The organism is Nocardioides sp. JCM 18998 (assembly GCF_055391535.1).
The window spans coordinates 3,108,551-3,131,848 of record NZ_AP043886.1 but is presented as its reverse complement, the minus strand read 5'-3'; the positions used below and the strand labels follow the sequence as shown (position 1 = coordinate 3,131,848).

The 23,298-nt window shown below is 71.9% G+C and carries 23 protein-coding genes; 12 read left to right on the top strand and 11 right to left on the bottom strand.

Annotated features, from left to right (window positions below; genetic code table 11):
• Positions 1 to 37 precede the first annotated feature (37 nt).
• Entirely contained in the window at positions 38 to 1,357 is a 1,320-nt protein-coding gene (locus tag ACZ5L9_RS14710) for a D-arabinono-1,4-lactone oxidase (RefSeq protein WP_464528921.1), read from the top strand.
• Between the two features lie 3 nt (positions 1,358 to 1,360).
• Here ACZ5L9_RS14710 and ACZ5L9_RS14705 read toward each other — a convergent pair whose 3' ends face one another.
• Entirely contained in the window at positions 1,361 to 2,002 is a 642-nt protein-coding gene (locus tag ACZ5L9_RS14705; protein ID WP_464528920.1) for a trimeric intracellular cation channel family protein, read from the bottom strand.
• Between the two features lie 90 nt (positions 2,003 to 2,092).
• Between ACZ5L9_RS14705 and sepH the strand changes: the two genes are divergently transcribed.
• Positions 2,093 to 3,199: a septation protein SepH gene (gene sepH, locus ACZ5L9_RS14700; RefSeq protein WP_464528919.1), complete on the top strand. Its 1,107-nt coding sequence runs from the start codon at positions 2,093 to 2,095 to the stop codon at positions 3,197 to 3,199.
• An 80-nt stretch (positions 3,200 to 3,279) separates the two neighbouring features.
• On the opposite strand, the gene ACZ5L9_RS14695 is transcribed toward sepH, so the two are convergent.
• The 6 genes from ACZ5L9_RS14695 to ACZ5L9_RS14670 form a co-directional block, all read right to left on the bottom strand.
• On the bottom strand, positions 3,280 to 3,576 hold the full coding sequence (locus tag ACZ5L9_RS14695) for a WXG100 family type VII secretion target (RefSeq protein WP_464528918.1): 297 nt from the start codon (positions 3,574 to 3,576) through the stop codon (positions 3,280 to 3,282).
• The gene (locus ACZ5L9_RS14690) at positions 3,573 to 3,887 is read right to left on the bottom strand and encodes a WXG100 family type VII secretion target (RefSeq protein ID WP_464528917.1); all 315 of its coding nucleotides are present in this window, start codon (positions 3,885 to 3,887) and stop codon (positions 3,573 to 3,575) included. The genes ACZ5L9_RS14695 and ACZ5L9_RS14690 overlap by 4 nt, the downstream gene beginning before the upstream one ends.
• 66 nt (positions 3,888 to 3,953) lie before the next feature.
• Positions 3,954 to 4,619: a thymidine kinase gene (locus ACZ5L9_RS14685; protein ID WP_464528916.1), complete on the bottom strand. Its 666-nt coding sequence runs from the start codon at positions 4,617 to 4,619 to the stop codon at positions 3,954 to 3,956.
• A gap of 25 nt (positions 4,620 to 4,644) precedes the next feature.
• Positions 4,645 to 5,772: an alkaline phosphatase family protein gene (locus ACZ5L9_RS14680; protein ID WP_464528915.1), complete on the bottom strand. Its 1,128-nt coding sequence runs from the start codon at positions 5,770 to 5,772 to the stop codon at positions 4,645 to 4,647.
• Between the two features lie 28 nt (positions 5,773 to 5,800).
• Entirely contained in the window at positions 5,801 to 6,379 is a 579-nt protein-coding gene (locus tag ACZ5L9_RS14675; protein ID WP_464528914.1) for a DUF5998 family protein, read from the bottom strand.
• A gap of 20 nt (positions 6,380 to 6,399) precedes the next feature.
• Complete coding sequence (locus ACZ5L9_RS14670; protein ID WP_464528913.1) at positions 6,400 to 9,123, bottom strand: bifunctional acetate--CoA ligase family protein/GNAT family N-acetyltransferase; 2,724 nt, start codon at positions 9,121 to 9,123, stop codon at positions 6,400 to 6,402.
• Between the two features lie 77 nt (positions 9,124 to 9,200).
• On the opposite strand from ACZ5L9_RS14670, the gene ACZ5L9_RS14665 reads away from it, so the two are divergent.
• The 6 genes from ACZ5L9_RS14665 to ACZ5L9_RS14640 are packed head-to-tail and all read left to right on the top strand — an operon-like array spanning position 9,201 to position 16,183.
• A complete protein-coding gene (locus ACZ5L9_RS14665; protein WP_464528912.1) occupies positions 9,201 to 10,007 on the top strand; it encodes an alpha/beta hydrolase family protein in 807 nt (268 codons plus the stop codon).
• 60 nt (positions 10,008 to 10,067) lie between these two features.
• Positions 10,068 to 12,569: a DNA gyrase/topoisomerase IV subunit A gene (locus ACZ5L9_RS14660; protein WP_464528911.1), complete on the top strand. Its 2,502-nt coding sequence runs from the start codon at positions 10,068 to 10,070 to the stop codon at positions 12,567 to 12,569.
• A 32-nt stretch (positions 12,570 to 12,601) separates the two neighbouring features.
• On the top strand, positions 12,602 to 13,306 hold the full coding sequence (locus ACZ5L9_RS14655) for an LppX_LprAFG lipoprotein (protein WP_464528910.1): 705 nt from the start codon (positions 12,602 to 12,604) through the stop codon (positions 13,304 to 13,306).
• Positions 13,303 to 15,189: an MFS transporter gene (locus ACZ5L9_RS14650; protein WP_464528909.1), complete on the top strand. Its 1,887-nt coding sequence runs from the start codon at positions 13,303 to 13,305 to the stop codon at positions 15,187 to 15,189. Before ACZ5L9_RS14655 ends, ACZ5L9_RS14650 begins: the two co-directional genes overlap by 4 nt.
• A 10-nt stretch (positions 15,190 to 15,199) precedes the next feature.
• Positions 15,200 to 15,703, top strand: coding sequence for a beta-class carbonic anhydrase (locus ACZ5L9_RS14645; protein ID WP_464528908.1), 504 nt, complete (start codon positions 15,200 to 15,202; stop codon positions 15,701 to 15,703).
• A 12-nt stretch (positions 15,704 to 15,715) separates the two neighbouring features.
• Complete coding sequence (locus tag ACZ5L9_RS14640) at positions 15,716 to 16,183, top strand: PaaI family thioesterase (protein ID WP_464528907.1); 468 nt, start codon at positions 15,716 to 15,718, stop codon at positions 16,181 to 16,183.
• Between the two features lie 80 nt (positions 16,184 to 16,263).
• On the opposite strand, the gene ACZ5L9_RS14635 is transcribed toward ACZ5L9_RS14640, so the two are convergent.
• Complete coding sequence (locus tag ACZ5L9_RS14635) at positions 16,264 to 17,055, bottom strand: formate dehydrogenase accessory sulfurtransferase FdhD (protein ID WP_464536867.1); 792 nt, start codon at positions 17,053 to 17,055, stop codon at positions 16,264 to 16,266.
• A 166-nt stretch (positions 17,056 to 17,221) separates the two neighbouring features.
• Between ACZ5L9_RS14635 and ACZ5L9_RS14630 the strand changes: the two genes are divergently transcribed.
• Positions 17,222 to 17,470 (top strand): DUF4242 domain-containing protein, encoded by a 249-nt coding sequence (locus ACZ5L9_RS14630; protein ID WP_464528906.1) that lies wholly within the window; start codon positions 17,222 to 17,224, stop codon positions 17,468 to 17,470.
• Between the two features lie 5 nt (positions 17,471 to 17,475).
• On the opposite strand, the gene ACZ5L9_RS14625 is transcribed toward ACZ5L9_RS14630, so the two are convergent.
• Positions 17,476 to 17,856, bottom strand: coding sequence for a hypothetical protein (locus ACZ5L9_RS14625; protein WP_464528905.1), 381 nt, complete (start codon positions 17,854 to 17,856; stop codon positions 17,476 to 17,478).
• 28 nt (positions 17,857 to 17,884) lie between these two features.
• Between ACZ5L9_RS14625 and ACZ5L9_RS14620 the strand changes: the two genes are divergently transcribed.
• Entirely contained in the window at positions 17,885 to 18,730 is an 846-nt protein-coding gene (locus ACZ5L9_RS14620; protein WP_464528904.1) for a class I SAM-dependent methyltransferase, read from the top strand.
• Positions 18,731 to 18,767: 37 nt separating this feature from the next.
• On the opposite strand, the gene ACZ5L9_RS14615 is transcribed toward ACZ5L9_RS14620, so the two are convergent.
• Positions 18,768 to 20,831, bottom strand: a complete 2,064-nt coding sequence (locus ACZ5L9_RS14615; RefSeq protein ID WP_464536865.1) for a DNA gyrase/topoisomerase IV subunit B — start codon at positions 20,829 to 20,831, stop codon at positions 18,768 to 18,770.
• Between the two features lie 186 nt (positions 20,832 to 21,017).
• Here ACZ5L9_RS14615 and ACZ5L9_RS14610 point away from each other — a divergent pair, with 186 nt between their 5' ends.
• On the top strand, positions 21,018 to 21,221 hold the full coding sequence (locus tag ACZ5L9_RS14610) for a DUF7455 domain-containing protein (RefSeq protein WP_464528903.1): 204 nt from the start codon (positions 21,018 to 21,020) through the stop codon (positions 21,219 to 21,221).
• 141 nt (positions 21,222 to 21,362) lie between these two features.
• On the top strand, positions 21,363 to 22,214 hold the full coding sequence (locus tag ACZ5L9_RS14605) for an EamA family transporter (protein WP_464528902.1): 852 nt from the start codon (positions 21,363 to 21,365) through the stop codon (positions 22,212 to 22,214).
• Between the two features lie 30 nt (positions 22,215 to 22,244).
• Here ACZ5L9_RS14605 and ACZ5L9_RS14600 read toward each other — a convergent pair whose 3' ends face one another.
• Positions 22,245 to 23,237 carry a GGDEF domain-containing protein gene (locus tag ACZ5L9_RS14600; RefSeq protein ID WP_464528901.1) on the bottom strand — a complete coding sequence of 331 codons (993 nt, stop codon included), beginning with the start codon at positions 23,235 to 23,237 and terminating at the stop codon, positions 22,245 to 22,247.
• Between the last annotated feature and the right edge of the window lie 61 nt (positions 23,238 to 23,298).

Here is a 23,298-nt window from a genome sequence, read left to right as displayed (position 1 = left end):
AGATCCATCGTATTTGCCGACCGCTAACCTGCGGCACATGGTCCGAAACGATGTGACGTGGAGCAACTGGTCAGGTCTCGAGCACGCCGCTCCGTCGCAGGTCGTGACGCCGACCTCGACCGAGGAGGTGGTGGCCGCGGTGGACGCCGCGCGCTCCGGCGGGACCACCCTCAAGGCGGCCGGCACGGGCCACAGCTTCACCGCGATCGCCTCCCCCGGCTCGGGCGTCCACCTGCTGCCTGGCGGGATGACCGGGATCGTCGCCGTGGACCGTGACGCGATGACGGTGACGGCACGGGCCGGCATGCAGCTCAAGGCGCTCAACGCGGCGCTGGAGGGCCTCGGGCTGTCACTGCACAACATGGGCGACATCGCCGAGCAGACGCTCGCCGGCTCCGTCTCGACCGGCACCCACGGCACCGGAGGGCTGATCGCAGCGGGGCTCGCCGCCCAGCTGGCCGGCTTCACGATCGTGACCGGCACCGGCGACGTGCTGGCCTGCAGCCCCACGTCGAACCCCGAGGTCTTCGCGCTCGGCCGCGTCGGTCTCGGCGCGCTGGGCGTCCTGGTGGACGTGACGTTCAAGGTCGAGCCGCTGTTCGCCCTGGAGGCCATCGAGCAGCCGATGTCGTGGGACGAGTTCCACGGCTCCTTCGACGCGATGACCGCGGAGGCCCACCACGTCGACGCGTACTGGTTCCCGCACACCGACCGGCTGTTGACCAAGCGCAACACCCGGCTGGCCTCGCTCGAGGAGATCGAGCCGCTCCCCCGGGCCCGGGCGTGGTTCGACGACGACTTCCTGCAGAACACCGCGTTCGGCGCGCTGACCGCGGCGGCCAACCTCGCGCCCGGGGTGATCCCGCGGATGAACCGGATGAACGCCTCGCTGCTCTCGCCGCGCACCTACTCCGATGTCGCGCACCGCGTCTTCGTCGCCGAGCGGCGCGTCGTCTTCCGCGAGATGGAGTACGCCGTCCCCCGCGCCGACGGGCTCGAGGTGCTGCGCGAGTGCCGTCGCGTGATCGACGCCTCCACCGAGCGGATCTCGTTCCCGGTCGAGCTCCGGGTCGCTCCCGCCGACGACGTCGCGCTGTCGACGGCGTACGAGCGGGACTCGTTCTACCTGGCGTTCCACACCCACCACGCGGCGGAGCACCGGGCGTACTTCGCCCTGGTCGAGCCGATCCTGCGCGCCGCCGGGGGCCGCCCGCACTGGGGCAAGCTGCACACCCAGGACGCGGCATCGCTGGCCGAGCGCTACCCGCGGTTCGGGGAGTTCGTCGCGCTGCGCGACCGGCTCGACCCGGACCGGGTCTTCGCCAACGACTACCTGCGCCGGGTCCTCGGAGCCTGAGGGTCAGACCGAGGCGGAGCCGCGCGGCAGCGGGGCGTGCCAGTCCTTCCAGATCGCCAGCACCCGCCACACGAAGCACAGGAGGCCGCCGGCGATGCCGAGGATGAGGTGCGAGAGGCCGAGCTCGTGGCCGAAGCCGGCCACGGCCGCACCGGCGAAGGCCGGGATGGCGTAGATCTGCTGCTGGAGCACCGTCGGGATGCGGCCGCTCAGGACGTCCCGGATCATCCCGCCGCCGATGGCGGTGACCATGCCCATGATGGTGGAGGGCAGCGGGCCGAGACCGTAGTCCATCGCCTTCAGTGCGCCGGCCACACAGAAGAGCGCGAGTCCGGCGGCGTCGAAGACGTTGATCATCCTCTCCAGCCGGCTCACCGCCGGGTGGAACCAGAAGGTCAGCAGGCCCGCCGCGATCGGCACGATCAGGTGGTGCCAGTCGGCGAGCGCCGCGGGCGGTGTCGCACCGATGAGGACATCGCGCATGAATCCGCCGGCGAGCGCCGTGGTTCCGCCCAGGACCAGGACGCCGAAGATGTCGAGATCCTTGCGCACCGCCGCCAGGGCGCCGGTCACCGCGAAGACGAAGATGCCCACGTAGTCGGCGACGGCGACGGTCAAGGACGGATCGGCTGCCACGGCGCCCATGCTCCCAGGTCGCTCGCGGGAGGAAGGAATCCGGCGCGCCGGTGTGCCGGAGCCGAATGGCTCGGTGCGTGCCGTAGGGTTACGCGCATCATGTCGGCCGAAGAGATGCCCCTGACGACCCCGGCTTCATCGCCGGAGCAGGATGCGGATACGCGTCCGGTCTCGGTCACTCTCGCCTCGGTCACGCGCGACGGGCGTCGCGCCATCCTGGTCGACGAGCAGGGTCGCGAGTTCACCCTGAGCCTCGACCCGCAGATGAGCGCGCAGCTCGACCCGCGCGGACGTCCCACCGCATCACCCACCCGCCGGACGGAGGTCCCGATGGAAAGCGCACTGCGCCCCCGCGACATCCAGGCCCGGATCCGCGCCGGCGAGAGCCCCGAGCAGGTCGCCGAGGCCGCGGGCAGCACGGTCGAGAAGATCATGCCGTTCGCCGGCCCCGCGCTCGCCGAGCGCGAGTACACGGCCGAGCGCGCCCAGAAGGCGTCCGTACGCCGTAAGCCCGGCGAAGCCTCCGCGGTCCGCACCCTCGGTGACGCCGTGGCCGCGCACCTGCGCAGCTTCGACATGGAGCTCGAGGTCGCCGCCGCGTCGGTGGTCTGGGACTCCTACCGTCGCCACGACGGCCGCTGGAAGCTGCTCGCCACCTATGACCTGCCGAGCCGAGCCGGCATTGCCGAGCTCACCTTCGACGTGCCCGGCAACTACGTCTCCCTCGACAACGACGACGCCCGCTGGCTGGTCGGCGAGATCCTGCCCGAGCCGATCGCGCCCGAGCCGATCCGCGACGACCTGGAGGCTGCGCGCCTGCGCCGGCTGCAGCCGGTCGAGGAGGCTCCGGCGGTCGACCTGTACACCCCGGTCGAGGCGCCCGTGGCGGAGCCGGCTGCCGAGCCCGAGGCCGAGGTCGGCGCGACCGAGCCGACGGTCGAGATCGTCGCCGCCGAGGTCTCGGTGGAGGCCTATCTCTTCGACGCCCCAGTGCCGGTCGAGAAGGCCGCGCCGGCCGAGAAGGCGAGCCCGGTGGAGGCACCCGCCGAGCCCGACCCGGTCGTCGAGCCCGTGGCGGAGAAGCCCGAGCCCGAGGCGGAGAAGGTGCCGGAGCCCGAGACGCCCCGTCGCCCCGCCTCCAAGCGCCGCGGACGCGCCTCGGTCCCGAGCTGGGACGAGATCATGTTCGGCGGCCCGAGCAAGTAGGTCCCACCGCCCGAGCGGCCGAGTCACCCGTGCCGGAGGGCCGAGTCACCCGTGCCGGAGGGCCGAGTCGGCGCCGGCTGTCAGCCCAGCGCCCGCCACGTCGCCACATTCGCCGCCACCGCCGAGGCATACGACGCCTGCGCGTGCTTGGCGACGGCGCGCAGCCCGGCGAGCGCCGTCTGGAGCTCGTCCGCCCCGGTCATCAGCCGCCGATGGGCATCCTCGTGCGACTGCGCCGCGACGCCGCTCCAGTGCCGGCGCCCCTCGGCCACGACAGCCTCGAGCTCGGCGATCCGACCGGCCAGGGCCGTACGGGCGGCATCGAGCCGGCCGATCGCGGCGTCGAGCTCCGCGAGGTCGACGGTGAAGGCGGTCATGACCCGTCCAACCGCTCATGCAGCCGCCGGGTGACGGCCGCACGGTCGTCGTCGACACCGACCAGCTCCAGCCGGGCCAGCGCGATCGCATCACCCTCGAGCCCGATACCGGCGATCACGTCGCGCATGCCGCGGCACCACTGCGCCCACGCCGTGCGGAACTGCATGGCGGCGCCGCCGGACCAGCTGTCGTCGAGCAGCCGTTCGACCTGCCGGCTCAGGGTGGCCTGCTCCCCGACCAGGTCGTCATGGAGTGCGGCGATCCGCCGCGCGGCGACGTCGAGGGCACCGGGATCGAGCTGCAGCGTCATGCCGAGGTCATACCCGGCGCCCAGCGGGGTCGAAACGTAGCGCTCGAGCCCTGTGGAGAAATCCGGCTAGTCGAAGGGCAGTGGCTCGGCGCCGAGCGACACCGCCCGGGCACGGCCGGCCGTCATCCGGCGGCGGTGGTGCTGACGGCACAGCACCTCGTACGAGACGACGCCGGGCTCCGCATCCACGGTGGGTGCCGCCTCGTCGGTGTCGCCGACGACGATCACCTCGCCCTCGGTCACCATGATCCCGTCCTCGACGCGGGCGTTGTGGGTCGCTCTCTTGCCGCACCAGCACAGCGCCTCGACCTGCAGCACCTGCGTGGTGTCGGCCAGCTCGACGAGGCGGGCGGAGCCCGGGAAGAGACGCGTACGGAAGTCGGTGAGGATGCCGAAGCAGAAGACCTCGATCTGCAGCTCGTCGACGATCTTGGCGAGCGCGTCGATCTGCTCGGGCGTGTAGAACTGCGCCTCGTCGCAGATGAAGTAGTCGATCCTCGTCCCGTGGGTGAGCGCGTCGACGGTGTGGCGCCAGAAGTCGAACTCCGGCCCCACCTCGATCGCGTCATAGGTGAGTCCCAGGCGCGAGGATACGACCGCCGCACCGGCCCGGTCGTGGGCGGTGAAGATCAGCCCGGAGAGGCCCCGGGCGGCCCGGTTGTGGTTCGTCTGGAGGGCGAGGGTGCTCTTGCCCGAGTCCATCGGTCCGGTGAAGAAGGTCAGCGACGCCACGACGCAGGATCCTCCCACGACGAGGTCAGGAGACGAGGATGGGGATCAGCATCTCGTCGGCGGTGAGCGAGCCGTGCAGGCCGACCAGCTTGGTCTCGTACGGGAAGTCCACGCTCGACACGATCGCGTGATCGCCTCGCGACGCCACCACGACGTCCCCGAGCCTCGGCAGGACGCCCGGGAGGACCGGCCCGAACCAGCCCGCCGTGATCGCCTGCTCGCGGGTCAGCACCTCGGCGCGCTCCCCCAGCACCTCCCGCCAGGTGGCCGCCACGTCCGCCACCGCGCCGCCGGCGCAGTACAGGTGCCGGAACCGGGCCTCGCCGCCGAGCAGCGCGAGCCCGTCGCGCAGCTCGAGACGCTCGTCGACGTCGATCCGGCGCTCGGGGGCGGAGTCGACCATGCCGTGGTCGGCGACGACCATCAGCCGGGTGCTGTGCGGCAGCGCGTCGCGCAGCTGCTCGGCCTCGGCGTCGATCATGGAGAGCTGCTGCAGCCACGGCGCGGAGGCGACGCCGTAGCGGTGGCCGGTCCAGTCCAGGTCGCCGTCGTAGAGGTAGGTCAGCGAGCGCGGCTGCTTGGCCGCCTCGACCGCGGCGGCCAGCCGCTCGCCGACCTTGTCGGCACCGACGAACTCCGCCCCACGATGGGCCGCGACGGTGAGGCCGGTGCCGAAGAACTCGCGCTTGTTGACCACCGTGACCGACGCGCCGCCCTCGACGAGGCGCTGGAACGCGGTCGGGTTGGGCTGCCACTGCTTCGGATCGACGTCCTTGGGCCACTGAAGGGCGTTGAGCAGGTGATCGGTGCCGGGGACGCGGGAGGTGTAGCCGACCAGGCCGTGAGCGCCCGGGGTGAGGCCGGTGCCGAAGGAGGTCAGGCTGGTCGCGGTGGTCGACGGGACGCCGGCGGTGCCGGGCTCGGAGTGGGCCAGCAGCGAGGAGAGGAACGGCGCGGCGTGAGCGTAGCGCTCGAGCAGCCGGGCCCCGAGACCGTCGATGAGCATGACGACGTACGCCGGGGCGCTCGGCAGCGCCAGCCCGGCCGGGTCGCCGGCACAGCCCAGCGCGGCGGCGATCGCCGGCACGACGTCACCCAGCGAGCGGATCGAGTAGGCGGGACCGACGAACGTCGGGTCGGGCGCGGGCCTCACGCGCGGTGTCTCTCGTCCGGAGCCGGGCTCAGGCCCGGCCCGTACGGGCGGAGAGCGCCTCGGCGAAGTCGAGCAGCTTCACCACGGCGTCCGCGCCCTCGGCCGCCGCCGAGATCCGCAGCGAGAAGTCGTCGGAGGTCAGCGAGCCGGTATAGCCGTGGTCGGCGTCGCAGTTCGGGTCGGCGCAGCCCGCGGGCTCCAGGTCGACGCGGCCGACGGCGCCCCACCCGATCGTGAGGACGGCCTCGGCCGCCCGGCCCGGACCCTCGGCCGGTGCGGTGACCATCCGGGTCACCACGACCGACTTGACCGCGGAGAGCGCGACGGCCTCCGTGGAGGTCGAGGTGTACGGCTCCGGCAGCAGGTCGTCGCCCGCGTGCTCGTCGGTGTGGGCCAGGATCAGCCGGCTCGGCGTGAGCACCAGGACGCTGAGGTGTCGGCGCACCTCGTCGTGCTCGAACGTCGGCTCGTGGTGGACGAAGAACGCCACCGCGCCCTCGCCCGCGAGCGCGGTCCTCACGCCGTCGAAGACGACGTCGGGGTAGTAGCCGGTGCGCTCGATCGCCGCCCGCATCTCACGGCTCAGATCGACCTCGGTGGAGCTCATGCGTCGAAGTCTCTCACCTATCACGACGGGAGCGTGTCCATCGCCGGTGCGGTGAGCCGCCGCACGAACCAGTCCGAGCGCGGGTCGTCGACCGGATCGAGCCGCGCGCTGGCGGTCAGGACCGCCGCGCCCTCGACGCCGACCAGGACCAGCCCGAGCTCGAGCATGCTGATCTGCGGCAGGTCGTTCTGCAGCTGCGCGACCCGACGGATGAGCCGCTCGACCTCGTCGACGTCGACGACGTCGGCACCGCGGTAGCCGAAGAGGAGGGGCGCGGCCTTGACCTCGCGGACCATCGCCGCGGCGTCGCGACGGGCGAGCGGCGGGATCCGGTACGACCGGTCCCCCACGAGCTCGGAGAGCGGCCCCGCCATGCCGAACGAGATCACCGGGCCGAACAGCGGGTCCTCGGTGGTGCGGATCGTGATCGGCACGCCCGGCGGCGCGTTGCGCTGCACCAGAAAGCCACGAGCCGCTCCCGGGGTCTGCTCCGGGTCGGGCTCCCCGACCGCCGAGGCCAGGCCGCGCCAGGCCTCGGCCATCTCCTCGGCGCCGTCGATGTGGGAGACGACGTGTGCCTGGTCGGGTCGCTCGCGCAGGTGGTCGGCGGTGGCCTTGAGCACGACGTCCCAGCCGAACTCCTCGCCGGCGGCGATCGCGTCGTCGGGCGTCGCCACCGGGCGGGAGGGCCACAGCTCGACGCCGTACGTGGCGAGCAGCCGGGTGATCTGCTCGCGGCCGAGCTCGCCACCCTGCGGGATCTCGGCGAGCATCTCGCGGACCATCTGCCGCGCCCGGATGACGTCGACCTGCTCGTCGGTCTCGGGCAGTGCCGGAGAGTCGGGCGAGCGCACCCACACGGCGTACTCCACGACCCGCGCCAGCGCGCGTACGGCCGACTCCACCGAGGAGTAGGACGGCACCGAGCCGCGGCCCGCGGTCGAGCCGGCCACGTCGGGGACGCGGAGCAGCTCGGGGACGCCCTCCGCGCCGAGGAAGGAGGTGACCAGCGGCTTGTCGGACTGCTCGCCGACCGCGGCGAGCACGTTGGCGATCTCGTCGCCGGAGACGTTGAGCGGCGGGATGTAGACGGCGACCACGGCGTCGACGTCCGGGTCGTCGATGGCAGCGTCGAGAGCGTCCTCGAACTCGTCCGGCGAGGGCTCGGCGCGCAGCGCGACCTGCTTGTTGACCGCGAGCCCGACGCCGGCGGCGGCGTCGGCGGCCAGGAGGCCGAGAGCGTCGGAGTTGCCGACGATGGCGACGCGGCGACCGCGCGGCAGCGGCTGGTGGGCCAGCAGCTGGGCGACGTCGAACATGTCCTCGAGGGTGTCGACCTGGATGATCCCGGCCTGCTTGAACATCGCGTCGACGGCCTGCGGCGGCGCGGCGATGCGGCGCACCATCTGGCCCATCGGCACGCCCTGCGTGGTGCGACCGGAGCGGACCGCGACGATCGGCTTGCGCAGGCTCACCCGGCGGGCGATGCGGGAGAACTTGCGCGGGTTGCCGATCGACTCCAGGTACATCATCACGACCTCGGTCGACTCGTCCTCCTCCCAGTACTGCAGGAGGTCGTTGCCGGAGACGTCGGCACGGTTGCCGGCCGAGACGAAGGTGGTGAGGCCGAGGCCACGGTTGTTGACCTTCTCCAGGATCGCGGAGCCGAGGGCGCCGGACTGGCAGAAGAAGCCGGCCCGGCCGCGCGGCGGCATGATCGGCGCCAGCGAGGCGTTGATCGAGACCTGCGGGTCGGTGTTGATGATGCCGAGCGCGTTGGGGCCGATCAGGCGCAGCCCGTACGAGCGGCTCAGGCCGACCAGGCGGCGCTGGCGGCGCCGGCCCTCGTCGCCGGTCTCGGCGAAGCCGCTGGAGATGACGACCAGGCCGTGCACGCCCTTGGCGGCGCAGTCCAGCACGACCTCCTGGACCGCCTCGGCCGGGACCGCGACGATCGCGACGTCGACCTCGTCGGGGATCTCGGCGACCGACTTGTAGGCCGGCATGCCACTGACCGCCGAGGTGTTCGGGTTGACCACGTAGACCCGGCCGGTGAAGTCGCCGTTGACCAGGTTGCGCACGATCAGCTGGCCGACCGTCTCCTGGCGGCGCGAGGCGCCGATGATGGCGACGCTGCGCGGGTTGAAGAAGCGGTTGATCGAGGCAGACTCGGCCTCGTGCTCGCGAGCCGCGAGCACGCCGATCGCGGTCTCGGTGACCTCGATCGGGAACTCCAGGCTGATGACGCCGTCCTCGTACCCGCTGGCGACCTTGTAGCCGGCGTCGCGGAAGGTCTGGATCATCCGGGAGTTGTCCGGCAGCACCTCGGCCACGAACTTCGAGATGCCGCGCTCGCGGGCGGCCTGGGCGAGGTGCTCCAGCAGCAGCTGGCCGATGCCGCGGCCCTGGTAGGCGTCCTCGACCAGGAAGGCGACCTCCGCCCGTCCCGGCTGGACCACGTCGTAGCGGCCGATCGCGATCATCCGCCCGCGCAGGGTCAGCACGAAAGCCACCCGGTCGACGTAGTCGACCACCGTGAAGCGGCTGACGTCCTTGTCGGAGAGCACCGGCATCGGCGAGAAGAAGCGGTAGTACTTCGACTCGTCCGAGACGCGCGCGTAGAACTCGACCAGGAGCTCCTTGTCGCCGGGCTCGACGGGTCGGATGTGGGCCGTACGGCCATCGCGCAGCAGGACGTCGGCGGTCCAGTGCGCGGGGAAGGTCGGGGTGTCCTCTGAGGTCACAGCGCCAATCTAGCGGGGAGGAGATGCTCGGGGTCGCCCCGACGGCCTCCTCGGATCCCGGGCGCTACGGTCGGAGGGTGCGCCGGGTCGAGCTGTCCGAGGTCGAGGGCGTCCGCGTGGTCCCCGAGGCGCCGCGCGGCGTCGGGGCAGTGGTCCTGTCCGGCTCGAGCGGGCGGGTCGAGTCGGCACGGGCGGAGCTGTTGGCGCGACACGGCGTCGTCGCCGAGTCGTTCCGCTGGTTCGGCGGCGCCGGCCAGCACGACGGGCCATGGGACATCCCGTTGGAGCTGATGATCGGCCGTGTCGACGACCTGGCGCGGGAGTGCGACCGCGTGCTCGTGCTCGGCACGTCGTTCGGTGCCGAGGCGGCGCTCCTCGTCGGCGCCCTGCACGACCGGGTCGCCGGCGTGGTCGCCTTCGCCCCCTCGGACGTGGTCTGGGCGGGGGTGCGCTCCGACGGAAGCATGACGTCCCACTGGACCCTCGGCGGCGAGCCGCTGCCCTACGTGCCCTTCGACGAGACCTGGCAGCCCGAGAGCGACCCGCCGGCGTACGTCGGGATGTACGCCGCCAGCCGGGCACGCTTCGCCGATCGTCTGGCCGCGGCCACGATCCCGGTCGAGCGGATCCCGGAGCTCCTGCTGGTCGCGGGCGGCGACGACCAGGTCTGGTCGGCCACCACGATGGCGGACGCGATCCGGGCGCGGCGCTCCGGCGCCGGCCTCGACACCGTCATCGTCTCGGTGCAGGACGCGGGCCACCACGCGATCCTGCCCGGTGAGCCGGCCCCGGCCGGGGGCGCCCGGATGCGCCGCGGCGGGAGCGAGGAGGCCGGCCGGCGCCTCGGCGCGGCCGCGTGGGAGCGGATCCTCACGATGCTCTGAGGGCGTCGTACGGCGTGGCCTGACGTGAAACCGTCGGTGCCACCAGCGAGAATGCACCCCATGGCACGCGGCAAGACCCAGCAGGAGCTCCCCGACGACTTCGAGGAGCACATCCTCGACACCGACATCAAGGACGAGATGCAGTCGTCCTTCCTGGAGTACGCCTACTCGGTCATCTACTCCCGGGCGTTGCCCGACGCGCGTGACGGCCTCAAGCCGGTGCAGCGCCGGATCCTCTACACGATGAACGACATGCGGCTGCTGCCCGATCGCGGCCACGTGAAGTCCGCGCGCGTGGTCGGCGAGGTGATGGGTCGCCTCCACCCGCACGGCGACAGCGCCATCTACGACGCCCTCGTGCGCCTCGTGCAGCAGTGGACGATGCGGCTGCCGATGGTCGACGGCCATGGAAACTTCGGCTCGCCCGACGGCGTCTCGGGCGCGGCCGCGATGCGATACACCGAGTGCCGGATGGCCGCCCCGGCCGTGGCGATGACCGCGAGCATCGACGAGAACACCGTCGACTTCCGCGGCAACTACGACGGGCGCGAGCTGGAGCCGACCGTGCTCCCGGCCGCGATCCCCAACCTCCTGGTCAACGGCGCCGCCGGCATCGCGGTCGGCATGGCGACCAACATGGCCCCGCACAACCTCATCGAGGTCGTCGCCGCGTGCCGTCACCTGATCACCCGCCCGGCCGCCGACCTCGACGAGCTGATGCGCTTCGTCCCGGGCCCCGACCTGCCGACCGGCGGCACCATCGTGGGCCTGGACGGCATCCGCGACGCGTACGAGACCGGCCGTGGCACCTTCAAGATCCGCGCGACCGCGCGCGTCGAGACGATCGGGCGCCGCAAGGGCATCGTGGTCACCGAGCTGCCGTACGGCGTCGGCACCGAGAAGGTCATCGAGCGGATCAAGTCGCTGGTCCAGGCCAAGAAGCTGCAGGGCATCAGCGACCTGACCGACCTGACCGACAAGAACAACGGCACCCGGATCGTCATCGAGGTCAAGAACGGCTTCGTCGCCGAGGCGCTGCTCGAGCAGCTCTACAAGCAGACCCCGCTCGAGGACTCCTTCGGCATCAACAACGTCTGCCTGGTCGACGGCCAGCCGCGCACCCTCGGCCTCAAGCCGCTGCTCGAGGTCTTCCTGGGCCACCGCTACGACGTCGTACGGCGTCGCTCGCAGTTCCGTCGGGACAAGGCCGCGGCCAGGCTCCATCTGGTCGAGGGCCTGCTGCTGGCAATCATCGACATCGACGAGGTCATCCAGCTGATCCGCTCCTCGGAGAACGGTGCCGAGGCCAAGTCGCGCCTCATCGAGGTCTTCGACCTCTCCGAGCTGCAGGCCGAGTACATCCTCGACATGGCGCTGCGCCGGCTCACCAAGTTCTCCCGCATCGAGCTGGAGAAGGAGCAGTCCGAGCTGCAGGAGACCATCGACCAGCTCGACGCGATCCTCTCCGACGAGAACCTGCTGAAGAAGGTCGTCTCCGACGAGCTGGCGGAGGTTGCCAAGACGTACGGCACCCCGCGCCGTACGGTCCTGCTCTCCTCGGCCGGCACCGCCGCGGCGGCGGCTGCCGCCTCGCCGCTCGAGGTCCCGGACTCGGCGTGCTTCGCGCTGCTCAGCTCGACCGGTCTGCTCGCGCGGACGCGCTCGGACGAGCCGCTGGGCTCGGCGGGCGGTGGCGCAGGCGGCGACAGGGCGAACCACGACGTCATCGTCTCCGCGGTTCCGGCCACGGCGCGCGGCGACATCGGCATCCTCACCTCCACCGGCCGACTGCTGCGCCTCGGCGTGCTCGAGCTGCCGGAGATCCCGCCGACAGCCGGCGAGCCCAACCTCCAGGGCGGGCTGCCGCTCTCGGCGCTGCTCTCCCTCGACCCGGGCGAGCGCGCCCTGGGGCTGTGCACCATCACCGGCGAGGGCCCGGGTCTGGCGCTCGGCACGAAGCTCGGCATCGTCAAGCGGGTCAACCCCGAGGTGCTCGGCAAGGACGAGTGGGAGGTCATCCGGCTGGCCGATGGCGACGAGGTCGTCGGCGCGGTCCAGCTGCGTACCGGCGAGGAGACCCTCTGCTTCATCACCTCGGACGCCCAGCTGCTCCACTTCGGGGCCGACCAGGTCCGGCCCCAGGGCCGCTCCGGCGGCGGCATCGCGGGCGTGCGGATCGCCCACGGCTCGAAGGTCGTCTTCTTCGGCGCCCTCGACCCCGAGGCCGGTGAGGGTGCCACCGTCGTGACCGTGGCCGGCGCCTCGACCGCGCTTCCGGGCACCGAGACCGGCTCGGCCAAGGTGACGCCGTTCAGCGAGTACCCCGGCAAGGGCCGCGCCACCGGCGGCGTCCGCTGCCAGCGCTACCTCAAGGGCGAGGACACCCTCATCTACGCCTGGGCCGGCACGGCGCCGGCGCGCGCCGCGGCCGCCAGCGGCGCCCCGGTCGAGCTGCCGGAGGTCGACGGCCGACGCGACGGCTCCGGCATCCCGCTGAGTCAGCCGATCGACGCTGTCGGCGGCCCGGCGGGCGCACTGCTCGGGGCTCCCGCCGCGGAGTGAGCGCGCGGGGTGGGTGTGGAAGGGTGAGCGCCGTGCTGCGACGCTCCGCCCGTACGTGGGCCCTCTCCCTGACCCTGGCCACCGCCGCCACCGTCGCCCTGACCGGCTGCGGTGGATCGTCGGCGCCCACCGAGTCCCCCACCGAGGCCCTGGCGAGCGCGAAGAAGACGCTCGACGACACCTCCGGGGTCGAGATCCGGCTCGACGGCGCCGACCTGCCGAGCGGCAACGTCCTGGCCGGGGCCGAGGGCACGCTCACCCACGCCCCCGCGTTCGACGGCACGATCACCGTCCACCTGCTCGGCACCTCGGCCAAGGTGCCCGTGATCGCTGTCGACGGCGACGTCTACGCGCAGCTGCCGCTCACGACGAGCTGGCAGAGCATCGACCCGGTCGACTACGGCGTCCCGGACCCGTCCTCGCTGATCTCGCCGGACACCGGCCTCTCCAACCTCCTCACCGCGACCGAGGACCCGAAGGCGGGCAAGAGCGTGCGCGGCGGCAAGGACAACAAGGAGGTCCTGACCACCTACACCGGCACCCTGCCCGCCTCGGCCGTCGCCACCATCGTCTCGAGCGCGACCGGCACCTTCGACGTCTCGTACACGATCGGCGACGACCACGAGCTCTCCCAGGCGGTCCTCACCGGGAAGTTCTACGGCGCCGGCGAGGAGGCCTCGACCTACACGGTGACGCTCGACGAGTACGGCACCGACAAGACCATCACCCGCCCGTGACCGAGGCTCCGCCGGACGCACGCGCCGGACGCCGCCTGCTCGCGCTGGCGGCGATCGCCGTCGCGTTCGCGGCCGCCGACACCTACGTCGTGGTGCTCGCGCTGCCGGACATGATGGCCGGCGTCGGGCTCTCGGTGGAGCAACTGCAGCAGGCGACGCCGATCATCTCGGCGTTCCTGCTCGGCTACGTCGCGATGCTCCCCCTGATCGGCTCGATCGCGGATCGCCGAGGACGCCTTCCGGTGCTGGTCGCCGGCCTGGTCGTCTTCTCGCTCGGGTCGCTGCTCACCGCGCTGGCGTACGGGCTGGGGCCGATGGTCCTGGGCCGCTTCCTGCAGGGCGTCGGCGGCGGAGCGCTCGTCCCGGCCACGCTGGCGCTGGTCGCCGACCTCTACCCGGTCGAGCGGCGCGGCGTGCCGCTGGGTGTGGTGTCCGCGGTGCAGGAGGCCGGCTCCCTGCTCGGCCCGCTCGCCGGCGCGATCGTGCTGGCGATCGCCGACTGGCGGGCGATCTTCGGGCTCAACCTGCTCGTCGGCGTCGTGCTGGCCATCGCCCTGGGCCGACCGAAGGCCGCGCCTCCGGTCGGGTCCCCGCAGGTCGAGCCTGTCGAGACGCCCGCCACGTCTCGACAGGCTCGACGTCCGACCACCGCCACGTCTCGACAGGCTCGACGTCCGACCACCGCCACGTCTCGACAGGCCCGACGTCCGGTGGTCCAGACCATCGGAGCCCTGCTCCTGCTCGTCGCGGCGCTGACCGGCGGCCTGGTCTTCATCCAGCCGACGTCGATGATGCGCGACCTGACGTGGGGCCAGCTCTTCATCCCGGCGTTCGGCGAGGGCCGCTGGACCACGCCGCTCGGCCTCGCCTGCCTGGCCGCGCTCGCGCTCTACCTCGTCCTCTGCGCCTTCGCCCGCACCCCGCGCTGGCCGTTGATCGACCTGCGCGGCTGGGCGGCGAGCGCCCGCGACGTCGACCTGCCGGGTGCGCTGCTGCTGTCGGTCGCCCTGGCCGGCGTGATCCTGGCGTTCTCGACCGCTGATCCGCAGGTGCAGGCGATGGCGGCACGTGGCTGGGTCTACCTCGGCGTCGCCGCTGTCGCGCTGGCGGCGTTCGCCCTCCGGCAGCGCACCGCTGCCGCGCCGCTCGTCCCGCGTGGGGCGCTGCGTCCGCGGGCCGCCTGGGGTTCGGTCGTGGTCAGCCTGCTCATCGGCGGAGCCCTGGTCGCCGCCCTGATCGACGTACCTCTCTTCGCCCGCACCACCGTCTACGCCGACAGCCAGCTCAAGGCCGCCCTGGTCCTGGTCCGCTTCCTGGTCGCGCTCCCGATCGGTGCCGTCGCCGGCGGCTGGCTGACCCGGCGCCTGCCTGCGGGCGCGATCGCGGCCGGCGGGCTGGTGCTCGGCGCGATCGGGCTCGCCTGGATGGCACGGTGGGACGTCGACGCCCTGCGTCACGCCGGAGCGAGCGTCCCCCTGCTCCTGGCCGGCCTCGGCTTCGGTCTCGTCCTCGCCCCGGTCAACGCCGCGGTCCTGGCCACCACCGATGCCGCGATCCACGGACTCGCCAGCTCGCTGGTCGTGGTGGCCCGGATGATCGGCATGCTGGTCGGCATCTCCACCCTCACCACCCTCGGGCTGCGGCACTACTATGCCGCCCAGGCGGATCTGCCCCCGATGAGCACGGTGTGCGGATCCGACGGGGGTCTCTGCGATGCCTACCGCGACCTGCTCCAGCAGGCCGGCATCGCCCAGGAGCACACCGTCTTCGGCTGGGCCGCGGTCGTCGCCGCGGCAGGCGCGGTCCTTGCCCTGGCGCTGCTGCGTGGGGCACCGACCCGCGAGGTGGACACCCGCGAAGCCCTCGGCAGCATCGGCGGCTAAGGTGCCGGGCATGGCTGAGAACACCGACTTCGACGACCTGCTGGCCGCCAACGCCGACTTCGCCTCGGACTTCGCCTACGGCGGCTTCGACGGCATCGCCCGGGCGGGCGTGGCCCTGGTGACGTGCATGGACTCCCGGATCGACCCGCTGCGCATGATCGGGCTCAAGCCCGGCGACGCGAAGATCTTCCGCAACCCCGGTGGTCGCGTCACCGAGGCCGCGATGGAGGCGCTCGTTCTCGGCGCCCACCTGCTGAACGTGTCCCGGATCCTGGTGGTCCCGCACACCCGCTGCGCCGTCGCCTCCAACTCGGAGGCCGACCTCCGTGCCCGCATCGAGGCCTCGGCGGGCGTCGATGCCTCGTGGCAGCCGATCCACGTCATCGACGACCAGGTCCGCGCCCTCAAGGAGGATGTGCACAAGGTGAAGTCGCACCCGCTCATCCCGGAGTCGGTCAAGGTCGCCGGCTTCCTGTACGACGTCGACAGCGGGCTGCTGCGCCGCGAGGCCTGAGGCGGCCCATCGATGACGGAACCGTCGCTGCAGGAGAGCCTGTACCCGGAGCTGACCTGCTTCGGGTGCGGGCCCCGCAACGAGCGTGGCCTGCAGCTGCGCTCGTTCCGCTCGAAGGACGCCGCGCAGGGCGGCTACGTCGCGTCGTTCCTGCCGTGGCCCGAGCACGACAACGGCATCGGCTTCCTCAACGGCGGCATCATCGGCACCCTCCTCGACTGCCACAGCGCTGCCGCGGTGGTCGACACCGCCGCGCAGAACGGCTGGCGCTCGCTCGGCGATGCCCTGCTGCCGTATCTCACCGCCGGGCTCGACGTGCGCTACCGGCGACCGGCTCCGCTGCTCGAGCCGGTCACGCTGCGTGCCGAGGTGAGCTCGGCGAGCGAGCCCGAGATCACGGTGCACGTGTGGCTCGAGCACGACGGCAAGCTGCGGGCCGAGGCCGACGCCCTCTGGAAGCGCTGGCGCCCCCGCACCTGACACACCTGCCGGCGCCCGACGAGCAACCGACGAGCAACCGACCGGCAACCGACCGGCAACCGGCAAGCAACCGGCCGGGCCTAGGAGACGACGAGGTCGTCGCCGGCGTACACGTTGAGCCCGCCGCCGCGGACCATCCCGGCGAGCAGCAGGCCGTGCTCGCGGGCCAGGTCGACGGCGAGCGAGGACGGCGCGGAGACGGCGACGATGCCGGCGACCGACGCGGCGACCGCCTTCTGCACGATCTCGAACGAGACCCGCCCGCTCACCACGAGCATGCGCCCGGAGGCGGGGAGCCGGCCGTCGAGCAGCGCCCTGCCGATCACCTTGTCGACCGCGTTGTGCCGACCGACGTCCTCGAAGACCGGACCGAGAGCGCCGTCCGCTGTCGCCAGCGCCGCGGCGTGGACGCCCCCGGTCTTGGCGAACGCCCGCTGGCCGGTGCGCAGCTCGTCGGGCAGCCCGGCGATCACCTCCGCGTCGACACGCCAGCCGACCGGGTAGGGCAGCGCCCGACGCAGCGGGCCCAAGTCGAGGACGTCCGCGCTGCACACGCCGCAGGCCGCCGAGGTGACGAAGGCGCGCGGGCGCGGCGGTCGTACGCCGGCGGCGAGCGTGATGTGGACGCGATCGGTGTCGTCCTCGCGGCAGGTCCGCAGCTGGACGATGTCGCCGGGCGCGGCGACGCCGGACTCGACGCAGAGCCATCCCGCGGCCAGCTCGAGGTCGTGGCCTGGCGTGCGCATCAGGGTGGCGATCGCCTCGCTGGACGTGCCGGGCGCGCCCTCCAGGCCCAGGACGAGCGGTGACTCGACCGCGAGGTCGTCGGGACCGCGCACGCCGCGCCGTACGATCGCTCGCCTCGTCGTCATCACCGCCACCCGGACAGCCTATTCCGCGCCGCCTATTCCGGGCCGCGCAGGCGCCCTGGAGCGCGGTCATGCCCGTGCGTTGGGAGCCGCTCAGGGCGCACCCCAAAATCAGGCATTGTCACCTCGGGCCGGTGCGGATCGCCGGGGTCAGGCCTACCGTGCCGACATGCCTCTCTACATGGATGTCCACCATCTCGGCGAGGTCAGCCTCGACGATGTTGCGAAGGCGCATGCCGCAGACCTGGCGACCCAGGACGCGCACGGCGTCAACTACATGAGCTATTGGGTGGACGAGGCGAAGGGCACGGTCTTCTGCCTCGTCGATGCGCCCGACGCGGAGGCCGCCAACACGGTGCACCGCGAGGCGCACGGTCTCGTCGCCGACGAGATCCACGAGGTACGAGCCGGGAGCTAGCTCCCTCAGAAGAGCGCGCGCAGCTGCTGGTCGACCAGAGCGCCCGGCAGGCTGCCCGCCTCCACGAACGCGCGCAGCCCGGCCAGATCGGTCACCGGGCTGATCAGCGCAATGAGATCGACGGTCGCCGCGGTCGGGTCTTCCCTCACCAGCACATCGGCCAGCAGGGGACAGTCGATCGCGCCCCCGTCGGGCTCGGGCCCGGCGGCGGGCGCCCATGCACCGACCTCGAAGACGAGCGCCGCAGCCTGCGCCGGCGAATCGGCCCGCACGTCGACGTACCAGAAGAGCTCACCGGCCTGCAGCCGCAGATGCCCCTTGCGCGCCTTCGCGCCGCCGGCCTTCAGAGCCTTCGTGATCGCCGCGCGGCGTGCCTTCTGATCCACGGATCGATTCTCCCAGCATGATGGCGCGATGGAGTACGACCCCTCGCAGTTCGTCGGCAGCGCGCCGTTCTACCTCGCCGGCCGGCCGCCGTACTCCGCGGAGCTCGGCGCCGTGTTGGCGGACGCCCTCGGGCTCGATCCCTCGACAGACTCGGGACGGCGCGGCACGGGCGTGCTGGTGGACGTCGGCGCGGGCCCCGGCACGGTCGCCGCGGCGCTGGGCGGACTCTTCGAGCGGGTCGTGGTCGTCGAGCCCGATGCCGAGATGCTGGCCGAGGCGCGTCGCCACCTGGCCGCCCAGGGCATCGACGCGGAGCTCGCGCAGGCGACCGCCGAGGAGCTGTCCTCCCTCGGGCTCCCCAAGGCTCGCCTGGTGACCTTCGGCCAGTCCTTCCACCGCGTCGACCGCGAGCCTGTCGCCGCCGCGGTCCACGACCTGCTCGAGCCCGGTGGTGCGATGGCGCTCATCACCCACGACTACCTTCGCCAGCCGCGTGGACCGCTTCCGGCCGCCCCGCCGGTCCCCCATCTGGAGATCCACGACCTGGTGAAGCGCTACACCGGCCCACACCTGCGCTCCGGGAACCGGCTGGTGCGCGACCTGGTCGCCGAGCCCTTCGCCACCACGCTCGAGCGCACCGCGTTCGGTGGCTGCACGCGGCTGCGCGCACCCGGCCGCACCGACGTCGTCCGCGATGTCGACGGCGTGATCGCCGGCGTCCGCTCGATGTCGTACGCCACCCCCGCCGTGCTCGGCGACGACCTCGAGCCGTTCCTCGCCGACCTGCGTGCTCTGCTCGAGTCGATGAGCCCGACCGGTCAGTTCTGGGACTGGCCCGGAGACACCGAGATCATCCTCGCCCGCAAGCGCTGAACCGACGTTCGGCCCGTCCCTGCGTGGCGGTCGCCCGCTACGCGTCGATCGCGTCCGCGTCGACCTCGTACGCTCCCGCGATGACGAACTCCTTGCGCGGGGCGACGTCGGAGCCCATCAGCAGCTCGAAGACGTTCTCGGCCATCTCGGCGTCGTCGATCGTGAGGCGGCGCAGGGTGCGGTGGCGCGGGTCCATGGTGGTCTCGGCGAGCTGATCGGCGTCCATCTCGCCCAGACCCTTGTAGCGCTGCACCGGGTCCTTCCAGTTGACGTTCCGCTTCTTCAGCTCGGCCAGCTTCCGCTGCAGCTCGTCGTCGGAGTAGGTGTAGACGTACTTGTCCATTCCCTTCTTCGGGTTGGACAGCTCGATGCGGTGCAGCGGCGGGACGGCGGAGTAGACCCGGCCGGCCATGATCAGCTCGGGCATGTACTTCATGAAGAGCGTGGCAAGCAGCGTCCGGATGTGAGCGCCGTCGGCGTCGGCGTCGGCCATGAAGATGATCCGGCCGTAGCGCCGGGCCTCGAGGTCGAACGTTCGCCCGGAGCCCGCTCCCACGACCTGGATGATCGAGGCGCACTCGGTGTTCTTCAGCATGTCGCCGACCGAGGCCTTCTGGACGTTGAGGATCTTGCCGCGGATCGGCAGCAGCGCCTGGAACTCGGAGTTGCGCGCCATCTTCGCGGTGCCGAGCGCCGAGTCACCCTCGACGATGAAGAGCTCGGTGCGGTCGTTGTCGTTGGAGCGGCAGTCGGCCAGCTTGGCCGGCAGCGAGGAGGACTCGAGCGCGTTCTTGCGACGCTGGGTCTCCTTCTGCTGGCGCAGGGACAGGCGCGTCTTGGCCGCGCCGTACACCTTCTCCATCACCCGCTTGGCGATCGCCTTGTCAGCGGTCCTGGTCGAGCTGAGGAACGTCTTGAGCTCGGCGGCGACGACCTTCCGCACCACCGTACGGGCGGCGGGCGTGCCGAGGATCTCCTTGGTCTGGCCCTCGAACTGCGGCTCGGCCAGGCGCACCGTGACCACCGCGGTGAGGCCCTCGAGCACGTCGTCCTTGATCACGTCGTCGTCGTTGACCTTCAGCACCTTGGCCGCCTTCATCGACTCGTTGAAGGTCTTGGTGATGGCGGTCTCGAAGCCGCTGACGTGGGTGCCGCCCTTGGGCGTGGCGATCACGTTGACGAACGAGCGCAGCTCCGACTCATAGCCCATCCCCCACCGGCACGCCACGTCGACGATGAGCTCGCGCTCCACGTCCTGCGGCGTCATGTGACCCAGGTCGTCGAGCATCGGCACCGTCTCGGTGAAGGTGTCCGAGCCCTGGAGACGCAGGATCGGGGTGACCGCCTCGTCGTGGGCGAGGAAGTCGACGAACTCCGCGATGCCGCCCTCGTGCAGGAACTTCTCCTCGATCGGCTCGTCACCGCGCAGGTCGCGGATCACCAGCTCGAGGCCGGGGACGATGAAGGAGGTCTGCCGCGCCCGGGTGATCAGGTCGGCCAGGACGAAGGTCGCGTCCTTGGTGAAGATCTGTCGGTCCGGCCAGAACCGGACGAGAGTGCCGGACTTCCCCTTGGCGACGCGGCCGCCCTTGCGGGTCAGTCCGCTCTGCGGCGTGAACGTCGCCGTGACGCCGTCGCCGTCGAACACGCCGGGCACGCCGCGCTGGAAGCTGAGTCCCTGCCGCGCGGGCGTACGGTCCACGTCGATGTCCATCCGCGACGACAGCGCGTTGACGACGGACAGGCCGACGCCGTGCAGACCACCGGTCGCGGCGTAGGAGGAGCCACCGAACTTGCCGCCGGCGTGGAGCTTGGTGGCCACCACCTCGACGCCGGGCAGCCCGGTCTTGGGCTCCTTGTCGGTCGGGATGCCGCGACCGTCGTCGTAGACCTCGACGGAGCCGTCGGCGTGGAGGGTCACCTCGACGCGGTGCGCGTGCCCGGCGAGGGCCTCGTCGACGCCGTTGTCGATGATCTCCCACACACAGTGCATGAGACCCCGGGTATCGGTGGAACCGATGTACATGCCCGGACGCTTGCGCACCGCCTCCAGTCCCTCGAGGACGAGGAGGTGCGCTGCGTTGTACGTGTTCTCGGCGATGACGTGCTCCTGCTTCGGGTCGTGCGGCTCCGAGAAATCTACCCGGCGACACGCCCGTTGCCTCGTCTCGCCACGCTCGTTGCCGATGGGTACTACGGTGGTGACGCAGGACACGGCGGCTGGGGAATCTTGGGCGACCCGGCTACGTTGCACCAGTCACCGAACGATCGACGAAAAGAGGCCGATGTGACCACTGCCGTTGCCAGCAGCGCCCCGCTCACCGCCGCGGACCGCTGTGACCGTTGCGGAGCCCAGGCCTACCTTCGCGTGGAGCTCCAGTCCGGCGGCGAGCTGCTCTTCTGCGCTCACCACGCCCGCGAGCACGGTGACAAGCTCAAGGAGATCGCCGTCAGCTTCACCGACGAGACCCACAAGCTCTCCGACGGCTGATCCCCCGACTACGACGTCCCAGCGGCCCCGGACCTGGTCCGGGGCCGCTGGTCATTTCTCGTCCGCGTGCTGAAAGGCTGAGCCCGTGCTCGTCGCCCGCTGTGCCCCGACCGTCGTGATCCTCGGCGGAGGGCTCGCCTGATGGCCGTCCTGCTCGCGTTGGTCTCGGCGCTCCTGTACGGCACCTCCGACTTCATCGGCGGGGTCCTCTCCACCCGCATCAAGCCCTGGACGGCCGCGTTCACCGGGCAGCTCGCCGGTGGGCTGCTGCTCGTCGTGATCTGCCTGACGTCCCGCGCGACGCTCTCCGCCTCCGCGTTCGGCTGGGGCGCCCTGGCTGGGCTGGGCGGCGGCATCGGCATCATCTACCTGTACCGCGGCCTGGCCACCGGGCGGATGGGTGTCGTCGCCCCGCTCTCCGGTGTGATGGCCGCGCTCGTCCCCGCGGCGGTCGGCGTGCTGACCGGCGATCGCCCCTCGACGATCAGCTGGATCGGGATCCTGGCGGCGTTGCCGGCCACCTGGCTGGTGGCCAGTGCCACCGACCAGGTGCCCGGCGAGGAGAGCGGGCAGCGGGCCGGGCTCGGCGAGGGCGTCGTGGACGGCCTGCTCGCAGGCACCGGCTTCGGCGTGGGCTTCGCCGCGATCGCCCAGGCTCCTGCCGGCTCGGGCCAGTGGCCGATCGCCACCGAGCTGCTGGTTTCAGCGCTGGTCGCGGTCGTCGGGGCCACGATCGCGCGTGAGAGCTGGGTCCCCCGGACCCGTACGGCCCTGATGGCCGTCTCCACCGGCGTGCTGGCCGCGGGTGCGATGGTCGCATTCCTCGCCGCCACCCACCATGGGCTGCTCGCGGTGGTCAGCGTGATCGCCGCGCTCTACCCGGCTGCCACGGTGCTGCTGGCGATCGTGGTGCTGCGTGAGCGCGTCCACCGCTCCCAGGCCGTCGGCCTGGGGCTGTGCGCCGTCGCGGTCGCTCTGGTCGCGGGCGGCTGAGCCGGCCGTCGCGCAGCGACCACAACCGCCTCAGACGCTGCGCAGGTGCGTGCCGCCCTTCGGCCCCTCGGGATCCGGGGGCGGCTCGACGGGGTCGCCCCCGCCGTAGATCAGCGTCCGCTCGCGCCCCTCGACCTTCGCCCCGAGGAGCGCCACGTCGGCCCGCTCCAGCAGGATCGACGCGGTGTCACCTCGCTTCCATGAGGCGATGCCGGCCGAGACGCTGAGCGCCAACGGGACGCTGGTGCGCAGCGAGTCCGCCAGGAGCACGCCCTCCTCGGCGGACCAGCCCGACGCGATCAGGGCGATCAGCGCGAACTCGTCACCGTCGTAGCGGCCCAGCTCGATGCCGCGCGGCACCAGCTTCCGCATCCGCTCGGCGCATTGCCGCAGGACGTGATCGCCGTACTGGTTGCCCTCGTTGGCCTTGATCTCCTTGAAGCCGTCGAGCTCGAGCAGGACAAGGGTGAGATCGCCGTCCTCCCGACGTCCCAGCATCTCGCTCAGGCGGCGCTCGATCCCGCGGCGGTTGAGCAGGCCGGTGAGGGCGTCGACCTCGATGGCGTCCGCGGCACGGCAGATGAACGCGACCACGGCGGCGACGCCCAGGCACAGGCTGGTGACGGTGACCGCCGACTCCCACGGCACCCCGAGCAGCGGGAGGACGATCGTGGTCGCGACGAGGACGTGGGCGAGGTGGAAGGCGAGGCCTCGCAGCGAGAAGAAGAACGCGGCGCCGAGGATGACGAAGACGTACATCGGCAGGGCGGCCTCGACCACGGGCAGCCCGCGCCCGAGCGCGATCTGGGCCACGACGAGCACGTTGCCGGCCAGCACAGACAGGTGGAAGAACCACCACGGGTAGCGCCGCCCCCACAGCATCACGACGATCCCCGAGACCATCGACAGCACCGGGATGACCATCAGGTCCAGCCGCTGCGAGGGCGGCGCGTCACCGACGACGACGGCCAGGACGCAGAGCCCGCCGACCAGGTAGAGAGCACCCGTTGTCAACGCCACCACCGGGCGCGTTGCTACGCGGGGAACCCTCGCATCCGCAAAGGTGGCCCACAGTGTCGACCCC